Origin of the sequence: Ensifer sp. BR816 (genome assembly GCF_000378985.1) — a bacterium.
Taxonomy (GTDB): Bacteria; Pseudomonadota; Alphaproteobacteria; order Rhizobiales; family Rhizobiaceae; genus Sinorhizobium.
In genome coordinates, this window is the sequence record NZ_KB905370.1 from 1,075,890 (window position 1) to 1,093,883 (window position 17,994).

At 62.2% G+C, this 17,994-nt stretch carries 15 protein-coding genes; 7 read left to right on the forward strand and 8 right to left on the reverse strand.

Annotated features, from left to right (window positions below; all coding sequences use genetic code 11):
• Positions 1 to 246: 246 nt before the first annotated feature.
• Entirely contained in the window at positions 247 to 579 is a 333-nt protein-coding gene (locus tag RHIBR816_RS0105235) for a low affinity iron permease family protein (protein WP_026186663.1), read from the forward strand.
• Between the two features lie 188 nt (positions 580 to 767).
• Here RHIBR816_RS0105235 and RHIBR816_RS0105240 read toward each other — a convergent pair whose 3' ends face one another.
• The 5 genes from RHIBR816_RS0105240 to RHIBR816_RS0105260 form a co-directional block, all read right to left on the reverse strand.
• On the reverse strand, positions 768 to 2,900 hold the full coding sequence (locus RHIBR816_RS0105240) for a beta-galactosidase (RefSeq protein ID WP_018235486.1): 2,133 nt from the start codon (positions 2,898 to 2,900) through the stop codon (positions 768 to 770).
• A gap of 14 nt (positions 2,901 to 2,914) precedes the next feature.
• Complete coding sequence (locus RHIBR816_RS0105245) at positions 2,915 to 4,051, reverse strand: ABC transporter ATP-binding protein (protein WP_018235487.1); 1,137 nt, start codon at positions 4,049 to 4,051, stop codon at positions 2,915 to 2,917.
• 24 nt (positions 4,052 to 4,075) lie between these two features.
• Positions 4,076 to 4,927, reverse strand: a complete 852-nt coding sequence (locus RHIBR816_RS0105250; RefSeq protein WP_026186664.1) for a carbohydrate ABC transporter permease — start codon at positions 4,925 to 4,927, stop codon at positions 4,076 to 4,078.
• Positions 4,927 to 5,811 carry a carbohydrate ABC transporter permease gene (locus tag RHIBR816_RS0105255; RefSeq protein WP_026186665.1) on the reverse strand — a complete coding sequence of 295 codons (885 nt, stop codon included), beginning with the start codon at positions 5,809 to 5,811 and terminating at the stop codon, positions 4,927 to 4,929. The genes RHIBR816_RS0105250 and RHIBR816_RS0105255 overlap by 1 nt, the downstream gene beginning before the upstream one ends.
• Positions 5,812 to 5,949: 138 nt before the next feature.
• On the reverse strand, positions 5,950 to 7,230 hold the full coding sequence (locus RHIBR816_RS0105260; protein ID WP_018235490.1) for an ABC transporter substrate-binding protein: 1,281 nt from the start codon (positions 7,228 to 7,230) through the stop codon (positions 5,950 to 5,952).
• 203 nt (positions 7,231 to 7,433) lie between these two features.
• Here RHIBR816_RS0105260 and RHIBR816_RS0105265 point away from each other — a divergent pair, with 203 nt between their 5' ends.
• On the forward strand, positions 7,434 to 8,588 hold the full coding sequence (locus RHIBR816_RS0105265) for an ROK family transcriptional regulator (RefSeq protein ID WP_018235491.1): 1,155 nt from the start codon (positions 7,434 to 7,436) through the stop codon (positions 8,586 to 8,588).
• Between the two features lie 207 nt (positions 8,589 to 8,795).
• Here RHIBR816_RS0105265 and RHIBR816_RS0105270 read toward each other — a convergent pair whose 3' ends face one another.
• Positions 8,796 to 9,815: a LacI family DNA-binding transcriptional regulator gene (locus RHIBR816_RS0105270; RefSeq protein WP_018235492.1), complete on the reverse strand. Its 1,020-nt coding sequence runs from the start codon at positions 9,813 to 9,815 to the stop codon at positions 8,796 to 8,798.
• Positions 9,816 to 10,114: 299 nt separating this feature from the next.
• Between RHIBR816_RS0105270 and RHIBR816_RS0105275 the strand changes: the two genes are divergently transcribed.
• The 5 genes from RHIBR816_RS0105275 to RHIBR816_RS0105295 all read left to right on the forward strand — a co-directional run bounded on the left by RHIBR816_RS0105275 (position 10,115) and on the right by RHIBR816_RS0105295 (position 15,875).
• Positions 10,115 to 11,161 carry a sugar ABC transporter substrate-binding protein gene (locus RHIBR816_RS0105275; RefSeq protein WP_018235493.1) on the forward strand — a complete coding sequence of 349 codons (1,047 nt, stop codon included), beginning with the start codon at positions 10,115 to 10,117 and terminating at the stop codon, positions 11,159 to 11,161.
• A 185-nt stretch (positions 11,162 to 11,346) separates the two neighbouring features.
• Positions 11,347 to 12,168, forward strand: coding sequence for an ATP-binding cassette domain-containing protein (locus RHIBR816_RS0105280; protein ID WP_018235494.1), 822 nt, complete (start codon positions 11,347 to 11,349; stop codon positions 12,166 to 12,168).
• Positions 12,165 to 13,427, forward strand: coding sequence for a sugar ABC transporter permease (locus RHIBR816_RS0105285; RefSeq protein ID WP_018235495.1), 1,263 nt, complete (start codon positions 12,165 to 12,167; stop codon positions 13,425 to 13,427). The genes RHIBR816_RS0105280 and RHIBR816_RS0105285 overlap by 4 nt, the downstream gene beginning before the upstream one ends.
• 27 nt (positions 13,428 to 13,454) lie before the next feature.
• Positions 13,455 to 14,183 (forward strand): SDR family oxidoreductase, encoded by a 729-nt coding sequence (locus RHIBR816_RS0105290; protein WP_018235496.1) that lies wholly within the window; start codon positions 13,455 to 13,457, stop codon positions 14,181 to 14,183.
• Positions 14,184 to 14,243: 60 nt separating this feature from the next.
• The gene (locus RHIBR816_RS0105295; protein WP_018235497.1) at positions 14,244 to 15,875 is read left to right on the forward strand and encodes an FGGY-family carbohydrate kinase; all 1,632 of its coding nucleotides are present in this window, start codon (positions 14,244 to 14,246) and stop codon (positions 15,873 to 15,875) included.
• A 196-nt stretch (positions 15,876 to 16,071) separates the two neighbouring features.
• On the opposite strand, the gene RHIBR816_RS33715 is transcribed toward RHIBR816_RS0105295, so the two are convergent.
• Positions 16,072 to 17,451, reverse strand: coding sequence for a PLP-dependent aminotransferase family protein (locus tag RHIBR816_RS33715; protein WP_018235498.1), 1,380 nt, complete (start codon positions 17,449 to 17,451; stop codon positions 16,072 to 16,074).
• 59 nt (positions 17,452 to 17,510) lie between these two features.
• Positions 17,511 to 17,957, reverse strand: a complete 447-nt coding sequence (locus RHIBR816_RS0105305) for a PLP-dependent transferase (RefSeq protein ID WP_026186668.1) — start codon at positions 17,955 to 17,957, stop codon at positions 17,511 to 17,513.
• Positions 17,958 to 17,994 lie beyond the last annotated feature (37 nt).

Sequence of the window (17,994 nt, forward strand, 5' to 3'; positions counted from 1 at the left end):
CGATCGGCCATACCCGCACGGAAATCGACGCCTGAATCATCAGGAGAGGATCGGCATCCACGACGGAGGGCAGGAGGACATGATCGTCGACGCAGCATCCGATCACGCCAGAAGTATGAGAAGCACCTCTTCGACCGGTCAACAACGGACGAGTGAATTGCGCGCGTGTTCGTCTGCACGAAGCCGAGTCCGAACCAGATTTGCATTGGCGCGTTAATGAGGGCACCAACATACGGAGAACTCATAGTGAATCAGGTTCTGTTTCGAATGGCTGATTTTCTCTCTCGCCCTCCCGGCTTCTATTTCGTGATCGTGGCGATGATTGCCAGCACCGCTTTGGTGCCGTTTGGTTTCACCAACGTCATCACCTATGTGCTGTCGGTCGTGGCAATCGTCATTACCAGCGTCGTTCTGATCCAAGGCTATCGCGATACGGCAGCCATCCACGCCAAGCTCGACGAAATTATCGTATCCATGCGTGAGACCCGTAACGAAGTGGTCGGCCTCGAGCACGAACAGCCGGAGCACATCGCCGCTGCAGTCGCGCGGTTGGAAAGGGAAGCAAACGAGCGGGGCTGAGCCAGGGGGATGTCACGGAGTAAAGGGGAGCTAACAGGAAATCATCGCCGATGCATCTGCGAAATTGACAGTAACCTTTCTTTGGCCGCAGGAAGCAGACCTGTTGCGTGGGTGAGTTTCGGATAGTCGACCCTTGCCCAAACTCTCAACAGGCCGCTCTTGCCCCCAGATACTTCGCGGCACGCTCTTCACATTCGGATGACAGCACAGCCATATGGCTGAAGCCTCAGCGTCTCGTTCACCGGATCGCCGGACAAAAGGTCGATCCCGGCAGGCAGGGACGTGACCTCCACCGGCTCCGCATCGCAATTCAGCAGGAAAAGCAGCTTTCTGTCTTCCGCCTCCCTCAGGACCACCTCCACGGCAGACGGCAGGTCCGGTACCAAAGGTTGGACATCCGCGCCGAGGACATGGTCCACCAATCCTTCGACGAGGGATTCGGTCAGATAAGTTCCGACATAGCAGGCCCGGCCCTTGCCGACCTTGCGGCTCGTCACCGCTGCCCTGCCGCTCGCGAAGCGGCTCGACCAGTGCCCCAGAACCTCGACCTCATCATCAAGCGCAAGAAGCTCGTAAAGGTGTGCGGCCTCGTACTCCCGATTGCCCAGGATGAAGCGGTGGCGCCTCGACGCCGAGCTGGACGGCAGGCGCTTCGCCGGGTTGTGAAAGCCGAACTCGGTGCCATGGAGCCCGAACAGACCGTCGGCGCCCGGTTCTGCCACCCGGCCGAACTCCTCGACGCGCACGCCGCAGAGCTTCGAGAGCCCAGAGCCGGGCGCGAGATCCGTCGGTATGTGATTGTTGTCGTCGCGGGTGCCGGTCATCGCACCGACAATCAGCGTTCCGCCGTTGCGGACGAAGGCCTCGACGTTCTCGTTCCACTCCGGCTTCCACATCACCCAGTGCGGTACATAGAGGACCTTGATCCGGGAGAGGTCGTCCTCGGGGTGGATGAAACCGCAGGCAATGCCCTTCGAATAGCAGTACCGATGGAGCAGCGTGCCGTCTTCGAGAGGGCTCGGCATGCCCATCGGATAGGTCCTGTAGGCTTCCTGGTTGTCGAAGTCGGCTCCCGCGATCGCGACGTCCATGCGCACGGTTGTGCCGAGGAGGTCCTTCCTGATTCTGCCGATGTCCGCGGCGAACTGCCTTGCTTCCTGATAGCGGCGGCGAGGCACATCGTCATGGTCGATGATACCCATCCAATAGATTTCCGCGCCGAAATGCGCCGGTCGCCAGCGAAAGAAGAGGAGACCGTCGGCGCCACGCGCAACGGAGCTCAACGCCATCCGGCGCATTTCGCCCGGTTCGGGCGTCATGGTTGAAAAACCCGGCTGGCTGCCGAAACCGGATGCCTGCTCAGGCACGATGAAGTTGCCGGCATAGGCGCGGCAGACGTCGAGATGCAGCGCCTGAGTGGCGGGATGACCGCCCGCCCGGCGCATCTCGTCATAGAGCATCGGGTAGATGTCGAAGCCGAGAAAGTCCAGATCCTGACCGAACTGGCCGCGGAAGTCGATGTCTTCGAGCCGCCCGAGATTGTGGAAGATGAACCAATCGGGATTGGCTCTGCGCAGTATTTCCACCTGATCATGCTGGAAGGCCGCCGTCGCATGGGCGAGGAAGCGATGATAGTCCTGCATGTGCCCAGGCGCGACAAATCCCGGATTGTCCTTTCGCGGAATGGTGATCTGATCAAAGCTGTCATAGGCAAGCGCCCAGAAGTTTCCGCCCCAGGCGAAATTGAGCTTGTCGATCGTCTCATACCGATCGTGGAGATAACGGCGGAATTCGCGTTCGCTCGCTTCGGAATAGGATGTCGAAGCGGTCGTGTTCAACTCATTGTCGGTCTGCCAGCCGATGACGTTCGGATTATTCGCATAGTGGTGCGCCAAGGCCTCGGTGATGCGCCGGCTATGCATGCGGTAGACGGGGCTGTTGGTGTCCGCATGCTGGCGCGATCCATGCGTGGCGGTTCGGCCTCTTTCATCGACGCGCAGCACTTCCGAATAATTCGCGGTCAGCCACCGCGGCGGCGTTGCGGTCGGCGTACAGAAGATGGTCTTCACGCCTTCCGAGGCGAGCACGGCGATGGCCCGATCGAACAGCGAAAAGTCGAACACCCCTTCCCTCGGCTCCATCAGATGCCAGGCGAATTCGCCGAGGCGCACCACGTTGAAGCCGGCGGCAGCAATCCGCTCAGCATCGCGCAGCCAATAGCTTTCGTCGACATGCTCCGGATAATGCGGCACGCCGAGCAAAAAATCGTCAAGGTTGAGGGTGCGCCAGACCGAGAGCGGCGCCGGAGGGGTACGCTTCATGATTTTGTCCTTGCTTAGATTTTCGCGACGGCCTTGGGAGGCGTGATGGTTCTGCCGTCAGCGGCGAAGAGGTAGGCGTCGGCGGGATCGAAGCCGAGCGACACCGCGCTGCCGAGGTGGAGGGGCCTGATATCGGCGATCTGCACGGTGAACACGTTGGTGCCGCTGTCAGATCCGGTGGTGACCAGTGGCCCCGCATCGACATAGACGATCGTCTCGCGGCCAAGATATTCCGTCAGCCTGACACTTCCCGCAAAGCGGATCTGCGCTGCCGCATCATCGAGCCGCAGCCTCTCCGGGCGGATGCCCAGGGTGACGGCCTCACCGACGCTCAGCTTTCCGACGAGAGCCTCAAACCTCACCTCGAGCCCGCCGGCGCAGAGGACCCTGGCAGAGGATCCGCTGACCTCGGTCACCTGGCCGGTCACGAAGTTCATGCGCGGGGCGCCGAGAAAGCCGGCGACGAACATGTTCTCGGGGTTGCTATAAAGATCGAGCGGCGCTCCAACCTGTTCGATCCTGCCCCCGTTCAAGACGACGATCCGGCTCGCCATGGTCATGGCCTCGACCTGATCATGCGTAACGTAGATCATGGTCGATCCGAGCTTGGCGTGAAGTGTCGAAAGCTCGACCCGCATCTGCGTTCGCAGTGCCGCATCCAGGTTGGACAGCGGTTCGTCGAAGAGGAAGACGTCGGGCGACCGTGTGATCGCCCGCCCGATGGCGACGCGCTGCCGCTGGCCGCCCGAGAGCTGCTTCGGCTTCTTTTCGAGCTGCTCCTCAAGCCTGAGAATTTTCGCGGCCCTCGCGACGGCCGCCTCGACCTCCGCCTTTGGCCGCTTCGCCATCCTGAGACCAAACCCCATGTTTTCGGCGACGGTCATGTGCGGATAGAGCGCATAGGACTGGAACACCATCGCAATGCCGCGGTCGCCGGGCTCAAGCCGGGTCACGTCCCGACCCTTGATGAGGAGCGTTCCAGCGCTCGTGGTCTCGAGACCCGCGATCGTCTTCAAGAGCGTCGACTTGCCGCAGCCGGACGGGCCGACCATGACCACGAACTCGCCTTCGTCAATGCTCAGGTTGACGTCCTTCAGCGCATGAAAGCCGCCATAGTGTTTCTCGATGCTGATCAGTTCAACGCTCGTCATGTGAAGGATTCCTTGAATTGCGCTTCAGCCCTTGACCGCACCGACCGTCAGTCCGGCGATGAAGTGGCGCTGCATGAGGAAGAACATCACGACCGGCGGGATCGCGACCAGGATCGTTGCGGCGGCCACCAGGTTCCAGGCGGACACCCATTCGCCGCGAAGATTGTTCAGCCCCGCGGTCACCGGTTTCACCGCGTCGCTCTGGGTCAGCACGATCGCCCAGAAATAGTCGTTCCAGACGAAGGTGAAGGTGAGGATCGCGAGCGCCGCAAGCGCCGGCCGGATCAACGGAAGCACCACGTGCCACAGCGTCTGCCACGGCGAGGCGCCTTCCGCTCGGGCCGCCTGGAACAGTTCGTCCGGCAGTGCCGCTATGAAGTTGCGCATGAAAAGCGTCGCGAAGCCGGTCTGGAAGGCCACGTGGAAGACAATCAATGCATAATAGGTATCGTAGAGCCCGATCGAGACCATCAGGTCGCGGACCGGGATCATCATGATCTGGGCCGGAAGGAAGTTGCCGCCGACGAACAGTGCGAACATCAGGCTCGCCCCGCGGAAGCGATACCGCGACAGGACATAGCCGGTGAGCGTCGACAGGACGAGCACGCCGAACACCGAGGGCAGCGTCACGATCAGGCTGTTGAGGAAATACCGCGCCATGGCAGTCTGCGTGAAGACCGCCATGTAGTTTTCGATGAAGTTGAAGCTCTTCGGCCAACCCCAGTAATTGCCCGCCATCACCTCCTCGAACGACCTGAGCGACGTCGCCATGACCGCCATCAGCGGCACGAGCCACAGGGCAAGGATCAGCACGACCATCGACGTATATGCGAACCGCCGGAAGGGCGCGTCGTCAGCTAAGGGACGTGGGTACATCAGACGCCCTCCCGTTCGGGCTTGAGAAGGGTGTGCAAATACCAGGCGATGAAGACCGCCATAATCACGAAGAGCACGGTGGCGATCGCGGCTCCGTAACCGAAGCGATAGGAGAAGATCGATTGCTCGTACATTTGATAGGCAAGGACCGTCGAGGAGCCGAAGGGTCCGCCGGACGTCATCACCGCCACCATGTCGAAGGACCGCAACGCGCCGATCACCGTTACCGCGAGCGCAATGAAGCTGACTTCGCGTAGTTGCGGCAGGATTACGTGGATGAGCATGGGCCATCCACGTGCGCCATCAACGCGACCCGCTCCAATCAGATCTTCGCTCAGATTGTTGAGGCCCGCCAGGAAGAGCACGAGGCAGAAGGCGACCTGCGGCCAGAGCGCCGCCACGACGACCGCGAAGGTGACGAAATGCTCGTCCGAAAGCAGCGCCGGGGCTGTCGCTCCGAAGGAACTGAAGATGAGCGACAGCAGGCCGAAGGTCGGATCATAGACCCAGGTGAAGACGACGCCGACGGTCACGGACGCCAGCACCAGCGGAACGAAGAACAGCGACTTCATGACCCGCATGCCGCGGATGGGTTGATTGAGCAGCAGTGCCAGCGCCAGGCCCAGCGGCGGCGCAAGCATGAACATGGCAAGCCAGATCAGGTTGTTCTTCAGCGACACGTGGAACTGCGGGTCGTCCAGCAACTGCGCATAGTTCGCCAGCCCCACCCATTGTTTTGCTCCGACGCCATCCCAGTCGAAGAAGGAAACCCAGATGGTCTGCGCGGACGCCAGGATGATCACGACCGCGAACAGCAGGGCTCCGGGCATGATGAACAGCGTCGGAGCCATCCAATGCCGGTGGTTTCGCCAGAAGGTAGACATTAAAGATCACTCACGAAGGCTTCGAAAGCCGGCCTCTCGGAAGCGGGCAGGACCACAGGTCTGTGCTGCGGCCCTGCCCTGTTGCGGTCTGCTCCTGGGAGAGGAGAGCGGCCGCCAGCTTAGGGTTCAGGTTCGGGCTCAGGCCTTGAAGATGCGCTTGCGCGTCGTTTCGAGGCGCTCGAGGATCTGATCGCGCCGGTCGGGCTTGGCCATGAATTCCTGGAAGCCCTTCAAACCTTCCTGCGCCATGTCGGGGTCCGTGTCGCGGTCATAATATTGCGCGGAGCCTTCGACGGTCTTCAGGGACTCGACCGCGGCATTGACGAGCGGGTCCTTGCTCGGCGGGCAGTCATTGCGCGGCGGAACAGCGCTCTCCGTCTCCAGGAAAGCCGCGAGGTTGTCGGGCTTGTAGAAGTAGGCAAGGAAATCGCGCGCGTTTTCCTTGTTCTTGGCGTTCTTCGGAACATGGATCGAATTGAGCGCGAAATCCTCGTAACGCGCCATGCCCTGGATAATCTCGGGGAACGGGGCGAATGCGATCTGGTCCTGCTGGCTTTCCGGGAAGCCGTATTTGATGAAGCCTGCGAGATCCATCATGGCGGCCTTCTTCTGGGCAAGCGCGGCGGCGGCCTGTTCCCAGCCGAAGGATGTTCCGTTCGGGCTGAACAGCCCGGCATTGATCAGCTCCGCCCACTTGTCGAAGACCGGGAGCATTGCGGGGTCGGTGTAGGACATTTTGCCGTCCATCAGCGCCATGTGCTTGTCGAGACCGTTGATGCGCAGGTTCATGTGGTCAAACCAGCCGGCCGCGGGCCACATCTCCTTGGTTCCCATGCTCACGGGAATCATACCCGCGGATTTGGCCTTTTCACCGAGGGTCAGCAGATCCTCCAGCCTTTTCGGCGGCGTCCAGCCCTTCTCCTCGAAGACATCCTTGCGGTAGAAGAGTCCCCAGAGCAGGCCGCCGAGCGGAAGGCCGTACTGCCTTCCGTCAACCGTGACGGCGCCCGCTGCCGGGCCAAGCACACTCTTGTAGTTCTCGCGCGCGAACAGATCGGAAATGTCGTCGAAAAGCTCTCGCTGGACGAAAGCCTTCATGCGGTTGCCGGAGAACCAGAAGCAGATGTCCGGCGCTCCGACGACGAGGTAGCTGCGGATGGCGGTCTTGTGCGCCTCGTGGTCCATGTTGTTGATGGCGACCTTGACACCGCTCTCCTTCTCGTACGCGCTCGCGATCCGCTGGAGCACCTCGCGCTGCGAGGCGTTGCCGATGTTGGAGATGATCGTCAGCTCCTTGCTCTGCGCGATCGCCGGAGCGCCGAGCGTCATTCCCGCAAGCGCTGTTCCCGCACCGATGAGGAACTGCCGACGCGACGCCGGGGCGCGCGTGACCAGCTTGATCATGTCGTTGGATGCCATTCCATATCCTCCCAGGACAAAGCTCCGCCACGCCCGGGCGAGCGGCGCCCAGGCCTCTTGGAAAAGAAATTTTGCGATCGTGCGGAGTTCGGGAAATTGGCGCTCCGCACCCTCCTCCTCATTGCCAATGGAGAAAAGCTAGCCTAACTTCGGATCAGGCACAAGAGTTAATTTAAGAAATAAACTAACTGGGAGATACCGCGTTGAAAGGCAATGCGAGCACGTCGCGCGCGCTGAACAGGCGCCTGATCTTGAACCTGCTGCGCAACCGCGGACCCCTGTCGAGAGCCGAACTTGCGTCGGTGACGGGTCTCAGCCCTGCAGCCGTCACGTTCGTCGTCACGGAACTGATGGACGAGGCGTTGGTAGTGGAACGGGAGGCGGTCGCGAGCTCGAACGGTCGCCGGCCCATACCGGTGGATATCAACTACGAGGCCCATCTGGCATTGGGCTTCAAGCTCAACCGCAGCAGCATCGATTGCGTGCTCACCGACCTGGCCACCTCCCCGCTTGCGACGCTGCAGGCAACTGTTACCGACACCACCCCGGAGGGCATGATCGAGACGATGCGGGACGCCATTCCGCGCCTCCTGGCGCAGGCCAGGCGCGACGAAAAGGACATCATGGGGATCGGCGTATCGATCCCAGGCGAAGTGGATCCGAGGAACGGCGTCTGCCTCCAGAGCCCGCGTTTCGGATGGCGCAATCTTCCCTTCGCGGAAATGCTGGCCGAGCGAGTTCACGCCCCCGTCTGGATAGATGACGACGTCAACGCCTTTGCGATCGCGCAAAAGCTGTTCGGCGCTGGCCGCAACCACCGCAATTTCGCGGCACTCGCGATCGGCGCGGGGATAGGCTGCTCCCTGGTGCTGAACGGCGATATCTACCACGGAAGCAACAGCGCGGCCGGCAAGCTCGGGCACATCACTTCCGTGCCCGGCGGGGAACTCTGCGAGTGCGGCCGGCGCGGATGCCTCATGGCACACGCCGCCGAGCCATACATGATTGCCGAATGGGGACGCAGCAGAGGCGTCGAAGCAACAAGGGACGACTTCGTCGCTTCCGCCGCCGCCGGTGACGAAGACGCCCTGGAGATCCTCGCGAATGCGGGATCGCGCATCGGCAGACACCTGGCGGACCTGGTCAACCTGTTCGATCCCGAGGTGATCGTCGTCGGAGGCGAAGCCGTCCAGTTCGGCAATGCCCTCCTCGATCCGCTCAAACGATCAATGGAAGAGTTCCTGTTCTTCTCCAAACCCGAGATACAGACAGACTGGGTGCCCAGTTCCTGGGCGAGAGGCGCCGCAGCCTTGGCGACACAGGGCATATTCGACTTCGAGCGCCTGCCCAGCGGGTGAGTTTCGTTCATCGCGCATGGTTGCAGTTCCGGGAGCGGATCGAGCGGCTGATCGTTACGACCAAGCGCGAGAAGCCGCATTGTGGCGCCAGGAATATTCGGTAACTGCAGGTCCGGAAACTGGCCGGCGGAAACCGGCTGGCAGCCAAACCCCATGGGAAGCGCGGCGACGACGTATTCGAAAGGCTCTAGTCTATCCGACCGCATCTTACCCGATCTTTTCGACGATCGGCGGAATCTCGATCACTTTCGGGTCCGTCGCGCTGGAGTCGATGATCTCGAAGACCGCTTCGAGCATTCTCGGCACGTCCTGGCGGACCATTTCGATGTGATCCCCAAGCATAGCGACGAAGGGGTCCCAGTCGAAGCAGCCAAGGTGCGGCATTCGATCGGGATAGTGGCTGGAGCGACGGATCCATCGCATGACGCCTTCAAGCGAAATGGTCGAGTTGACGAACATGCCGCGCGGCAGCGTTCCGACCTTTGCCGCGAGCGATTTTATGGCGTTCTCCGCCTTTTCAGGCGCATAGCCGCAGGTCAAGACGAGCAACTCGTCGACTGCAACACCCGCTTCGGCGTGCGCTGCTCGGAATCCTCTCACGCGTTCCGATGTGTTGTGGTCTGTGCCGCGGCCGCCGACGAAAAGTAGCGGCGCTTTTTCGCCGAACTCCCTCTCGCAGTTCGAAAGCACACGCCGCGTGAGTTCGAGCGCCCCAGCGAAATTGTCCGAGATGACCGAGGGCACGCGCGAACCCGGCAGATCGAGGTTCACAGCACGGACGCCGGCAGCGGAACAAATGTCGGCGATGCGGTCCGGATCGGTCGCGCCGGTCGCGATCAGGCAGTCCACCTGGTAGGAGAGCATTGCGCGTGCAGCCTCGATTTCCAACGCCGGATCGCGACGCGTGCAGGTGACGATCGGGAAGAGCCCTCGCTCGCGGGCCATGGTTTCGAACTGTTCGACGATCGAGCCGAAGTAGCGGTTGTCGTATTTCGGGACGATCATGCCGATGATCTTCGATCGGTCGCGGCGCAGTACGCTCGCCTGCATGTTTAGGGCATAGCCCTGCTCCTCCGCGAGGCGAGTAATTCTTTCTGCAAGCTGGGCGCTGATGCGGCGTTTTTTCCAGTTTCCGTTCAGCACGGCGCTGACGGCACTCGCCGAGGTTCCGGCCAATTCGGCCAGATCGTAGATGGTTGTCCTTTTCGTCTGAGGCCTGCGTTTCACGAATTTCGATCTCCACTTTCACGCGTCACCTTGACATCAATGAGGTTAGGTGGCAATTCTGCTTCATCGATTGAGCAAGCGAGCGCAATCGATGAAGCCAGTAAATCTGGCTGGAGGAGCCAGACACAACAAATATAACCCAGCGCTGCAACACCCGCTGCAGCGAGCGACTGGTTGCGCCCTGGCGGGCGAGCGGGAGCCGTGGCGAAACTTGTACCCAGACGCCGTCCCGACATTGGAGGGGCGTCGCCCTTAAGAAGCTTCAGCTCGCCGGCGGAAAACCAACGTGGAGGAAACTTATGAAGACGATTTGCTACTTGCTTGCCTCGACCGGCCTCGCCGTGTCGCTCAGCAGCGCGGCGCTCGCGCAGGAAGCGGCCACCGTGGCTTTCCTCATGCCGGACCAGGCGTCCACCCGCTATGAGGAGCACGACTATCCGGGCTTCAAGGCGGAGATGGAGAAGATCTGCCCGAACTGCACGGTCATCTACCAGAATGCCAATGCGGATGTGGCGCTCCAGCAGCAGCAGTTCAATTCGGTAATCGCCCAGGGCGCAAAGGTCGTCGTGCTCGATCCAGTGGATTCGGCCGCGGCCGCGGCTCTCGTCGAGATCGCCCATTCCCAGGAGGTCAAGGTGATCGCCTATGACCGCCCGATCCCGGACAAGCCGGCCGACTACTATGTCTCGTTCGACAATCAGGGTATCGGTCGCGCCATCGCTCAGTCGCTGGTCGAGCACCTGAAGGCGTCCGGCGTTGCAGATGGTTCCGGCGTTCTGCAGATCAACGGTTCACCGACTGACGCTGCCGCCGGTCTCATTCGCGACGGCATCGATTCCGCCCTCGACGCCTCCGGCTACAAGACGCTCGCAGAGTACGATACGCCGGACTGGGCGCCGCCGAAGGCGCAGGAATGGACGGCCGGCCAGATCACCCGCTTCGGCGACCAGATCAAGGGCATCGTCGCCGCCAATGACGGAACCGGTGGCGGCGCCATCGCTGCTCTCAAGGCAGCCGGCGTCAAGCCGGTCCCGCCCGTCACCGGCAACGACGCAACGATTGCGGCATTGCAACTGATCATCTCCGGGGACCAGTACAACACGATCTCCAAGCCTTCCGAGATCGTCGCGGCGGCCGCGGCCAATGTCGCCGTGAAGCTGATCAAGGGCGAGAAGCCGGAAGCGACGCATACGCTGTACGAAACGCCCTCGCAGCTCTTCACGCCGGCGGTGGTCACGGCCGAGAACATCAAGGCCGAGATCTTCGACAAGAAGATCAACACGCCGGAAGAGATCTGCACCGGCGAATATGTTGAAGGTTGCCGCAAACTTGGCATCATGAACTGAGACTCTGACAGCCCTCGTGTTCGGCCGCCCCGCGCGGCCGAACATCGCTCCCGGATCGCGACGATCCCGGGTCGGACGACCCGAGCCCGTGAAGATGCTCGGTTCTGACAACTTGGAGCGGGAAGCGGCCGGAAAACCGTCCACATTCTTCCGCGATCCCGCTTGAGTGGAAAGGTCATAAGGCGATGACACGCAATATCGAGAGTGCTCCCGCGAAAGGTGAGCCTGTGCTGCGTCTTCGCGGCATATCCAAGAATTTTGGCGCCGTATCCGCTCTCACCGACATCGAGCTCGACGTCAATGCCGGCGAGGTCGTAGCCCTGGTCGGAGACAACGGCGCCGGCAAGTCGACACTCGTCAAAATCCTCGCCGGCGTGCATCAGCCGTCCGCGGGCACGATCGAGTTTTGCGGGCAAGGCGTGACGCTCGACACGCCCGCAAGGGCGCTCGGCCTCGGCATTGCGACCGTCTTCCAGGACCTGGCACTCTGCGAAAACCTCGATGTCGTCGCGAACCTGTTCCTCGGCCACGAACTGTCGCCCTGGCAACTCGATGAAGTCGCCATGGAAGTGCGCGCATGGACGCTTCTTCGGGAGTTGGCGGCGCGCATTCCGTCCGTGCGCGAACCGATCGCGTCGCTCTCCGGCGGCCAGCGACAGACGGTGGCGATCGCGCGCTCGCTGCTCCTCGACCCCAAGCTTATCATGCTCGATGAGCCGACGGCAGCACTCGGGGTCGCCCAGACCGCCGAGGTCCTCAACCTGATCGAACGTGTCCGCGATCGCGGCCTCGGCGTCATCATCATCAGCCACAACATGGAAGACGTGCGCGCGGTGGCGGATCGCATCGTGGTGCTGCGGCTTGGGCGCAACAACGGCGTATTCCTGCCCGACGCGTCCAACCATGAGCTCGTGACCGCGATCACCGGCGCGACGGAAAACGCCGTTTCGCGCCGGCTCGACCGCAAGACCGGCCTCGTCAATGAGCAGAGCGGAGGAGCCGCATGAGCCAGAATCCTTCGAACCGCGCCGTTCAGACCCCGCAGCGGCTCGATCGCAGCGACGAGCGCGTACGCCATGACGAGGGTATCCTCGATATGGTTTGGGGGTTCATCGACCGCGTGCGGTCCGGCGACCTCGGCATGCTGCCGGTCGCGGTCGGCCTGATCGTCATATCGATCATCTTTTCCGCCCTCAATCCGATCTTTCTCGCGCCGAACAACCTCGTGAACCTGCTCTTCGATTGCGCTACCGTGGGCGTGATCTCGCTCGGAATCATCTGCGTGCTGGTGCTGGGTGAGATTGACCTGTCCGTGGGCTCGATGAGCGGACTTGCCTCGGCGATCGTCGGCGTCTTGTGGGTGAATTCCGGCTGGCCGGTCGCCGCGGCGATCGCGGTCGCCCTGCTGGTCGGCGCCGCCGTCGGCCTGATCTACGCGACCCTCTATAACCGCCTCGGAATGCCGAGCTTCATTGCCACCCTCGCGGGCCTTCTCGCGCTCCTCGGCATGCAGCTCTACATCCTCGGTCCAACCGGCTCGATCAACCTGCCCTATGCTTCCTCGCTTGTCCGCTTCGGGCAGATCATGATCATGCCGGACTGGCTCTCCCATGCGCTGGCCCTGGTGCCAGGCGTAGTGCTGATCGGCAAAGGCATGAGGACGATGCGTCAGCGTCGGGCGGCAAACCTCTCGGCCCTGCCCCTCGGTGCGCTGATTATCAAGGCGCTGGTGCTCACGGTTGCGCTGGAAGTCGCCGTCTTCTACCTCAATCTCGGCCGCGGCGTGCCGTGGATGTTCGGCCTGTTCGTTGCCCTTGCGGTGCTCCTCAACTATGCGCTGACGCGCACGAAGTGGGGCCGCTCCATGTTCGCGGTCGGCGGCAATCGCGAGGCCGCGCGGCGGTCGGGCATCAATGTGCGCCGGATCTACATGAGCGCCTTCCTGCTCTGCTCGACACTCGCTACGCTCGGCGGCGTGCTCTCGGCGTCGCGGCTTGCCTCCTCGAGCCAGCAGGCCGGCACGGGCGACGTCAACCTCAACGCGATCGCGGCTGCCGTCATCGGCGGCACCAGCCTCTTCGGTGGACGCGGCAGCGCCTATTCCGCTCTGCTCGGCATCATCGTCATCCAGGCGATCTCGAACGGCCTGACGCTGCTCAACCTGAGTTCGTCACTTCGCTACATGATCACCGGCGGTGTCCTGGCAATCGCCGTCATCGTCGATTCCCTGGCTCGCCGCTCCCGCGTCAGCCACGGGCGCGCGTGATCCAACAATCGGAATGGAGTTGTCATCATGGCTGACCTGATGAAAGGCAAGGTTGCCGCCATCACTGGCGCGGCGTCCGGCATCGGGCTGGAATGCGCCCGGACGCTATTGGCTGAAGGGGCGAAGGTCGTTCTTATCGATCGCGCGCAGGACAAGCTGGAACAGCTCTGCGGCGAGCTCGGCGACAACGCCCTGCCTTTGGTGGTCGATCTCCTGAAGCCGGCCGAAGTTTCCGGCATGCTTGCGAGGATCCTCGATCTCGCGGGCAAGCTGGACGTCTTCCATGCCAATGCCGGCGCCTATATCGGCGGTCCTGTGGCCGAAGGCGACCCGGATGCCTGGGACCGCATGCTCAACCTTAACATCAACGCGGCGTTCCGTTCAGTCCACGCAGTGCTGCCCTATATGATCGAGCAGAAATCGGGCGACATCCTCTTCACGAGTTCGATCGCCGGTGTCGTCCCGGTCGTTTGGGAGCCGATCTACACCGCGTCGAAATTCGCCGTGCAGGCTTTCGTGCACAGCACGCGCCGGCAGGTTGCGCCGCACGGCGTCCGTGTCGGAGCCGTGTTACCCGGCCCGGTGGTGACGGCGCTGCTCGATGATTGGCCCAAGGCGAAGATGGAGGAGGCGCTCGCCAACGGCAGCCTCATGCAGCCGAAGGAAGTGGCGGATGCGGTGCTCTTCATGCTGACGCGGCCGCGCAACGTCACGATCCGCGATCTGGTGATCCTGCCCAACAGCGTCGATCTCTGATTGCCTCCGGCGGCGGCTGCGGCCTCCACCGATCCAAGTTCCTGATTGCAGGCGGTGACCATGACCAACATTTCTTCCGCGCGCCCTACGGGCGGCGAACGGTATCTCATCGGCGTTGACGTCGGGACCGGAAGCGCCAGAGCGGGCGTTTTCGATCTGGCCGGGCGGCTGCTGGCGTCAGGCAAGCGCGATATCACGCTCTTTCGCGAGCCCGGTTCCATCGTCGAGCAGTCGAGTGCGGAGATCTGGTCCGCCGTCTGCCGGGCAGTCCGCGAGGCGGTTTCCTCCGCAGGCGTCGATCCAGTCCAGGTCGCAGGCATCGGCTTCGACGCGACCTGTTCGCTCGTCGTTCTTGGCGAGGATGGGCGATCGCTTCCGGTCGGACCGTCAGAAGACCCTGAGCGCGACATCATCGTCTGGATGGATCACCGCGCCCTCGATCAGGCGGAGCGTATCAACGCCAAGGGTCACGATGTGCTGCGCTATGTCGGCGGGCGGATATCGCCCGAGATGGAGACGCCGAAGCTTCTGTGGCTGCGCGAGAATCGTCCAGACGTCTTCGATGCCGCCTGGCAGTTCTTCGACCTTGCGGATTTCCTGACCTGGCGCGCGACCGGCGACCTTGCCCGTTCGACCTGCACGGTGACGTGCAAGTGGACCTATCTCGCCCATGAGAGGCGCTGGGATCCGGACTATTTCCATAAGATCGGCCTTGGTGAGCTGGCGGACGAGGACTTCGCGCGCATAGGCCAACGCGTCGTCGATCCGGGGACGCCGATTGGAAGCGGCTTGACGGAGCGCGCCGCCGGGGAGCTCGGCCTTGAGCCCGGTACGCCGGTCGGGGCCGGCATGATCGACGCCCATGCCGGCGGTATCGGAACGGTCGGCGTCGACGCCCCACCGCAAAGCAACCTCGCCTATGTCTTTGGGACGTCCTCCTGCACGATGACTTCCACGTCGGAGCCAGTCTTCGTGCCGGGCGTCTGGGGACCATATTATTCCGCAATGGTTCCCGGCATGTGGCTGAACGAGGGCGGCCAGTCCGCGGCGGGAGCGGCGATCGAGCAGCTTCTGGCGTTCCACCCGGCCGCCAGCGAGGCGCTGGAGCTGGCGGAGCGCCGCGGTGTCTCGCTCCCCGTTCTTCTGGCGGAGCTCGCTGCGGCGAGGGCCCGGTCGCTCTCGGAGTCGGTGCGGGTGGCTGGCGGGCTCCATGTCGTCCCTGAATTCCTCGGCAACCGCGCGCCGTTTGCCGATCCTCATGCCCGCGCCGTCGTCGCCGGGCTCGGCATGGAGCGGGATCTCGACAATCTCGTCTCACTCTACGTGGCCGGACTGTGCGGCATCGGCTACGGGCTGCGGCAGATCATCGATACGCAGGCGTCATGTGGTGCCCTGATCGACAAGATCGTCATTAGCGGCGGCGCCGGCCAGCTCGATCTCGTCCGCCAGCTTCTGGCGGACGCGACCGGAAAGCCCGTTCTGGCGACGCGATCCGAGGAGCCTGTCCTTCTCGGCGCGGCAATCCTGGCAAGCGTGGCGGCTGGCGAATTTCCGGAGGTTGGCTCTGCGATGGCAAGGCTTTCCCATACGGATCGCACCTTCGCGCCTGCAAGTGGTGAGATTGCCGCGCTGCACGCGCAGAGATACGACGCGTTCAGAAGGCTCCAGTCGGTGGCGCGCGAAATTCGCTAGACAAGACAGTTGGCTGATTGGGCAAAGAAGGACGGCCACTCAAGCGCATCGGCCCGAAAAATCGGAATCGATTTTCGGAAAGCACGATGCGTAGATTCAAAGTGTTACAGCGCCCTTTGCGCGTCTGTAAAGACGAGCGGCGCTGTAGAGGTGACGGTTCATCCCTCGCCTTGAGGGGCTTCGAACCGAAGACCCTTCAAACGATCGACCACGGCTGGACGGAGATTCCGGGATCCTCCAGGACCACTCGCAGGCGTTCAAGTCCCTCCTGAAGCTGAGGCGCACTGCGGGCGCCGCCGATCGAAACACGGAAGTGTTGGGCCTGAGAGGGCGCGACCTCCACGGCTCTCGGCGGCGTGACGATAATTCCCTGGCTTTTTGCCACCGCGGCAAACGCTTCCGCGGACATTCCCTCCGGTGCGCGAACCCAAAGATGGAAGGAAGCCTGGTTCCTGTAGGTTCCCGGGTTCAACCATTTGCCGAGCGTACGAAGAGCGAGATCGCAACGCGACCTTGCTTCCGCGCGCCGCTCGCGAAGCACGTCGGCACCGATGCCTTCATCGATCCATTTTGAAATGATCTCGGTCAGCAGAGGCGATGTCATCCAATTCGTCGCCCGAATTGCTGCAAGCACGCGGTCGAGCGCAGCAGGCGGCACGACGGCATATCCCACTCGAAGTCCCGGCGCGAACACCTTCGAGAATCCTCCGATGTAATAGGTCTGTTCGGGCAAGAGCTTGGCGATCTGGCTTGGTGCATCTTTCGCCAGAAAGCCATAGACGTCATCCTCGATGATCGTCAGCTCCTGTTCCAGCGCTATCTTGGCGATGGCTTTGCGCCGCGGGGCGGACATCGTGATGCCGGTCGGATTGTGCAGCGTCGGGATCGTGTAGAGAACGCGCGCGCCAGTTCTTTCGCATGCCGACAATAGCGCTTCCGGGCGGATGCCATCCTCATCCATCTCGACGCCGTGGAGCTTGAGGCTCTGGTCGCTGGCGATCGCTTTTATTCCAGGGTAGGTCACCTGCTCGGTGAGGAGCGTGTCGCCCGGCGACAAGAGCGCATTGACAACCGTTGCCAGTGCATGCTGTGCGCCGTTGCAAACGACGATGTTCTGCACCGGAGGCGAAAAGCGATTGTCGTTTGTCTGGGATATCCAGTTCGCAATGGAACGACGATGTCGAAGCAATCCTTGATGCGGGCTATAGCGGATCAACTCATCAAGATCAGGTGATTTCGATAGCGACCGAAGGGCTTCGGACAGGCGAGGTACGTCCTGCCCGATCGGCGTTACGTTCAGGCTGAAGTCGATGGGCGCCGTTTCATCGATGTGCGGCGATCGGGCGCCGTCGCCGAAAAATGCCTGCTCACCACTGGCAGCAAGGCTTTTGACATAGGTCCCTCGGCCGACCTCACCCGCGATCAAACCTCTTTGTTCGGCGACACGATAGGCACGAACGACCGTCCCGACGCTCAGGCCCAGCCGATACGCCAGATCGCGCTGCGGCATCAACCGGTCTCCGGGCGCGACCTCTCCCAGCTCGATATCTTCGGCGAGAGCCCCGACAATGGCCATGTAACGCGGCCCTGTGTCCTTAAGCTGCCTCGGAATCCACATTCCAATTGATCCAATTGCTATCGTTGAGTGAGGAGGTCTCCTTGCCTGGATGTATCACAGCGCTTGTTCCAGGTCTGCGATGACGTCGTCAGCATCCTCCAGGCCGACCGAGAATCGGAAAACGCCCTCCCCGCGCTGTCGCGATAGGCTTGGGCGTTCGCGCCGTCGAGGCGGAAGGACGATTGGATGAAGTCTTCGGTCGGAATGTAGAAGAGCAGGCTTCGGGTTTTGCCCAGCGAGACCGCATAGGAGATCACCCTGAGGGTATCGGCGAGCCGCAAGGCCGCCTTGTCGCCGTCCTGCTTCAGCGTGAAGCACAACAGACCGGAGAAATTCGACATCTGGGATGCAGCCAGTTCATGTTGCGGATGGCGCGGCGAGCCCGGCCAGAGCACGGAGCGGACCTTCGGATGGGCGGCAAGATAGTCCTCGATTTTTCGCGCATTGGCTCGGTGCAGTTGCATTCTCGGCACGAGTGTCTCTAGTTTGTTTCCGCGACGC

Excerpts from the sequence above, each read along its gene's own strand:
- RHIBR816_RS0105240 (WP_018235486.1), bottom strand. The coding sequence starts at position 2,900 with ATGAAGCGTACCCCTCCGGCGCCGCTCTCGGTCTGGCGCACCCTCAAC.
- RHIBR816_RS0105245 (WP_018235487.1), bottom strand. The coding sequence starts at position 4,051 with ATGACGAGCGTTGAACTGATCAGCATCGAGAAACACTATGGCGGCTTT.
- RHIBR816_RS0105250 (WP_026186664.1), bottom strand. The coding sequence starts at position 4,927 with ATGTACCCACGTCCCTTAGCTGACGACGCGCCCTTCCGGCGGTTCGCA.
- RHIBR816_RS0105255 (WP_026186665.1), bottom strand. The coding sequence starts at position 5,811 with ATGTCTACCTTCTGGCGAAACCACCGGCATTGGATGGCTCCGACGCTG.
- RHIBR816_RS0105260 (WP_018235490.1), bottom strand. The coding sequence starts at position 7,230 with ATGGCATCCAACGACATGATCAAGCTGGTCACGCGCGCCCCGGCGTCG.
- RHIBR816_RS0105275 (WP_018235493.1), top strand. The coding sequence starts at position 10,115 with ATGAAGACGATTTGCTACTTGCTTGCCTCGACCGGCCTCGCCGTGTCG.
- RHIBR816_RS0105280 (WP_018235494.1), top strand. The coding sequence starts at position 11,347 with ATGACACGCAATATCGAGAGTGCTCCCGCGAAAGGTGAGCCTGTGCTG.
- RHIBR816_RS0105285 (WP_018235495.1), top strand. The coding sequence starts at position 12,165 with ATGAGCCAGAATCCTTCGAACCGCGCCGTTCAGACCCCGCAGCGGCTC.
- RHIBR816_RS0105290 (WP_018235496.1), top strand. The coding sequence starts at position 13,455 with ATGGCTGACCTGATGAAAGGCAAGGTTGCCGCCATCACTGGCGCGGCG.
- RHIBR816_RS0105295 (WP_018235497.1), top strand. The coding sequence starts at position 14,244 with ATGACCAACATTTCTTCCGCGCGCCCTACGGGCGGCGAACGGTATCTC.
- RHIBR816_RS33715 (WP_018235498.1), bottom strand. The coding sequence starts at position 17,451 with ATGGCCATTGTCGGGGCTCTCGCCGAAGATATCGAGCTGGGAGAGGTC.
- RHIBR816_RS0105305 (WP_026186668.1), bottom strand. The coding sequence starts at position 17,957 with ATGCAACTGCACCGAGCCAATGCGCGAAAAATCGAGGACTATCTTGCC.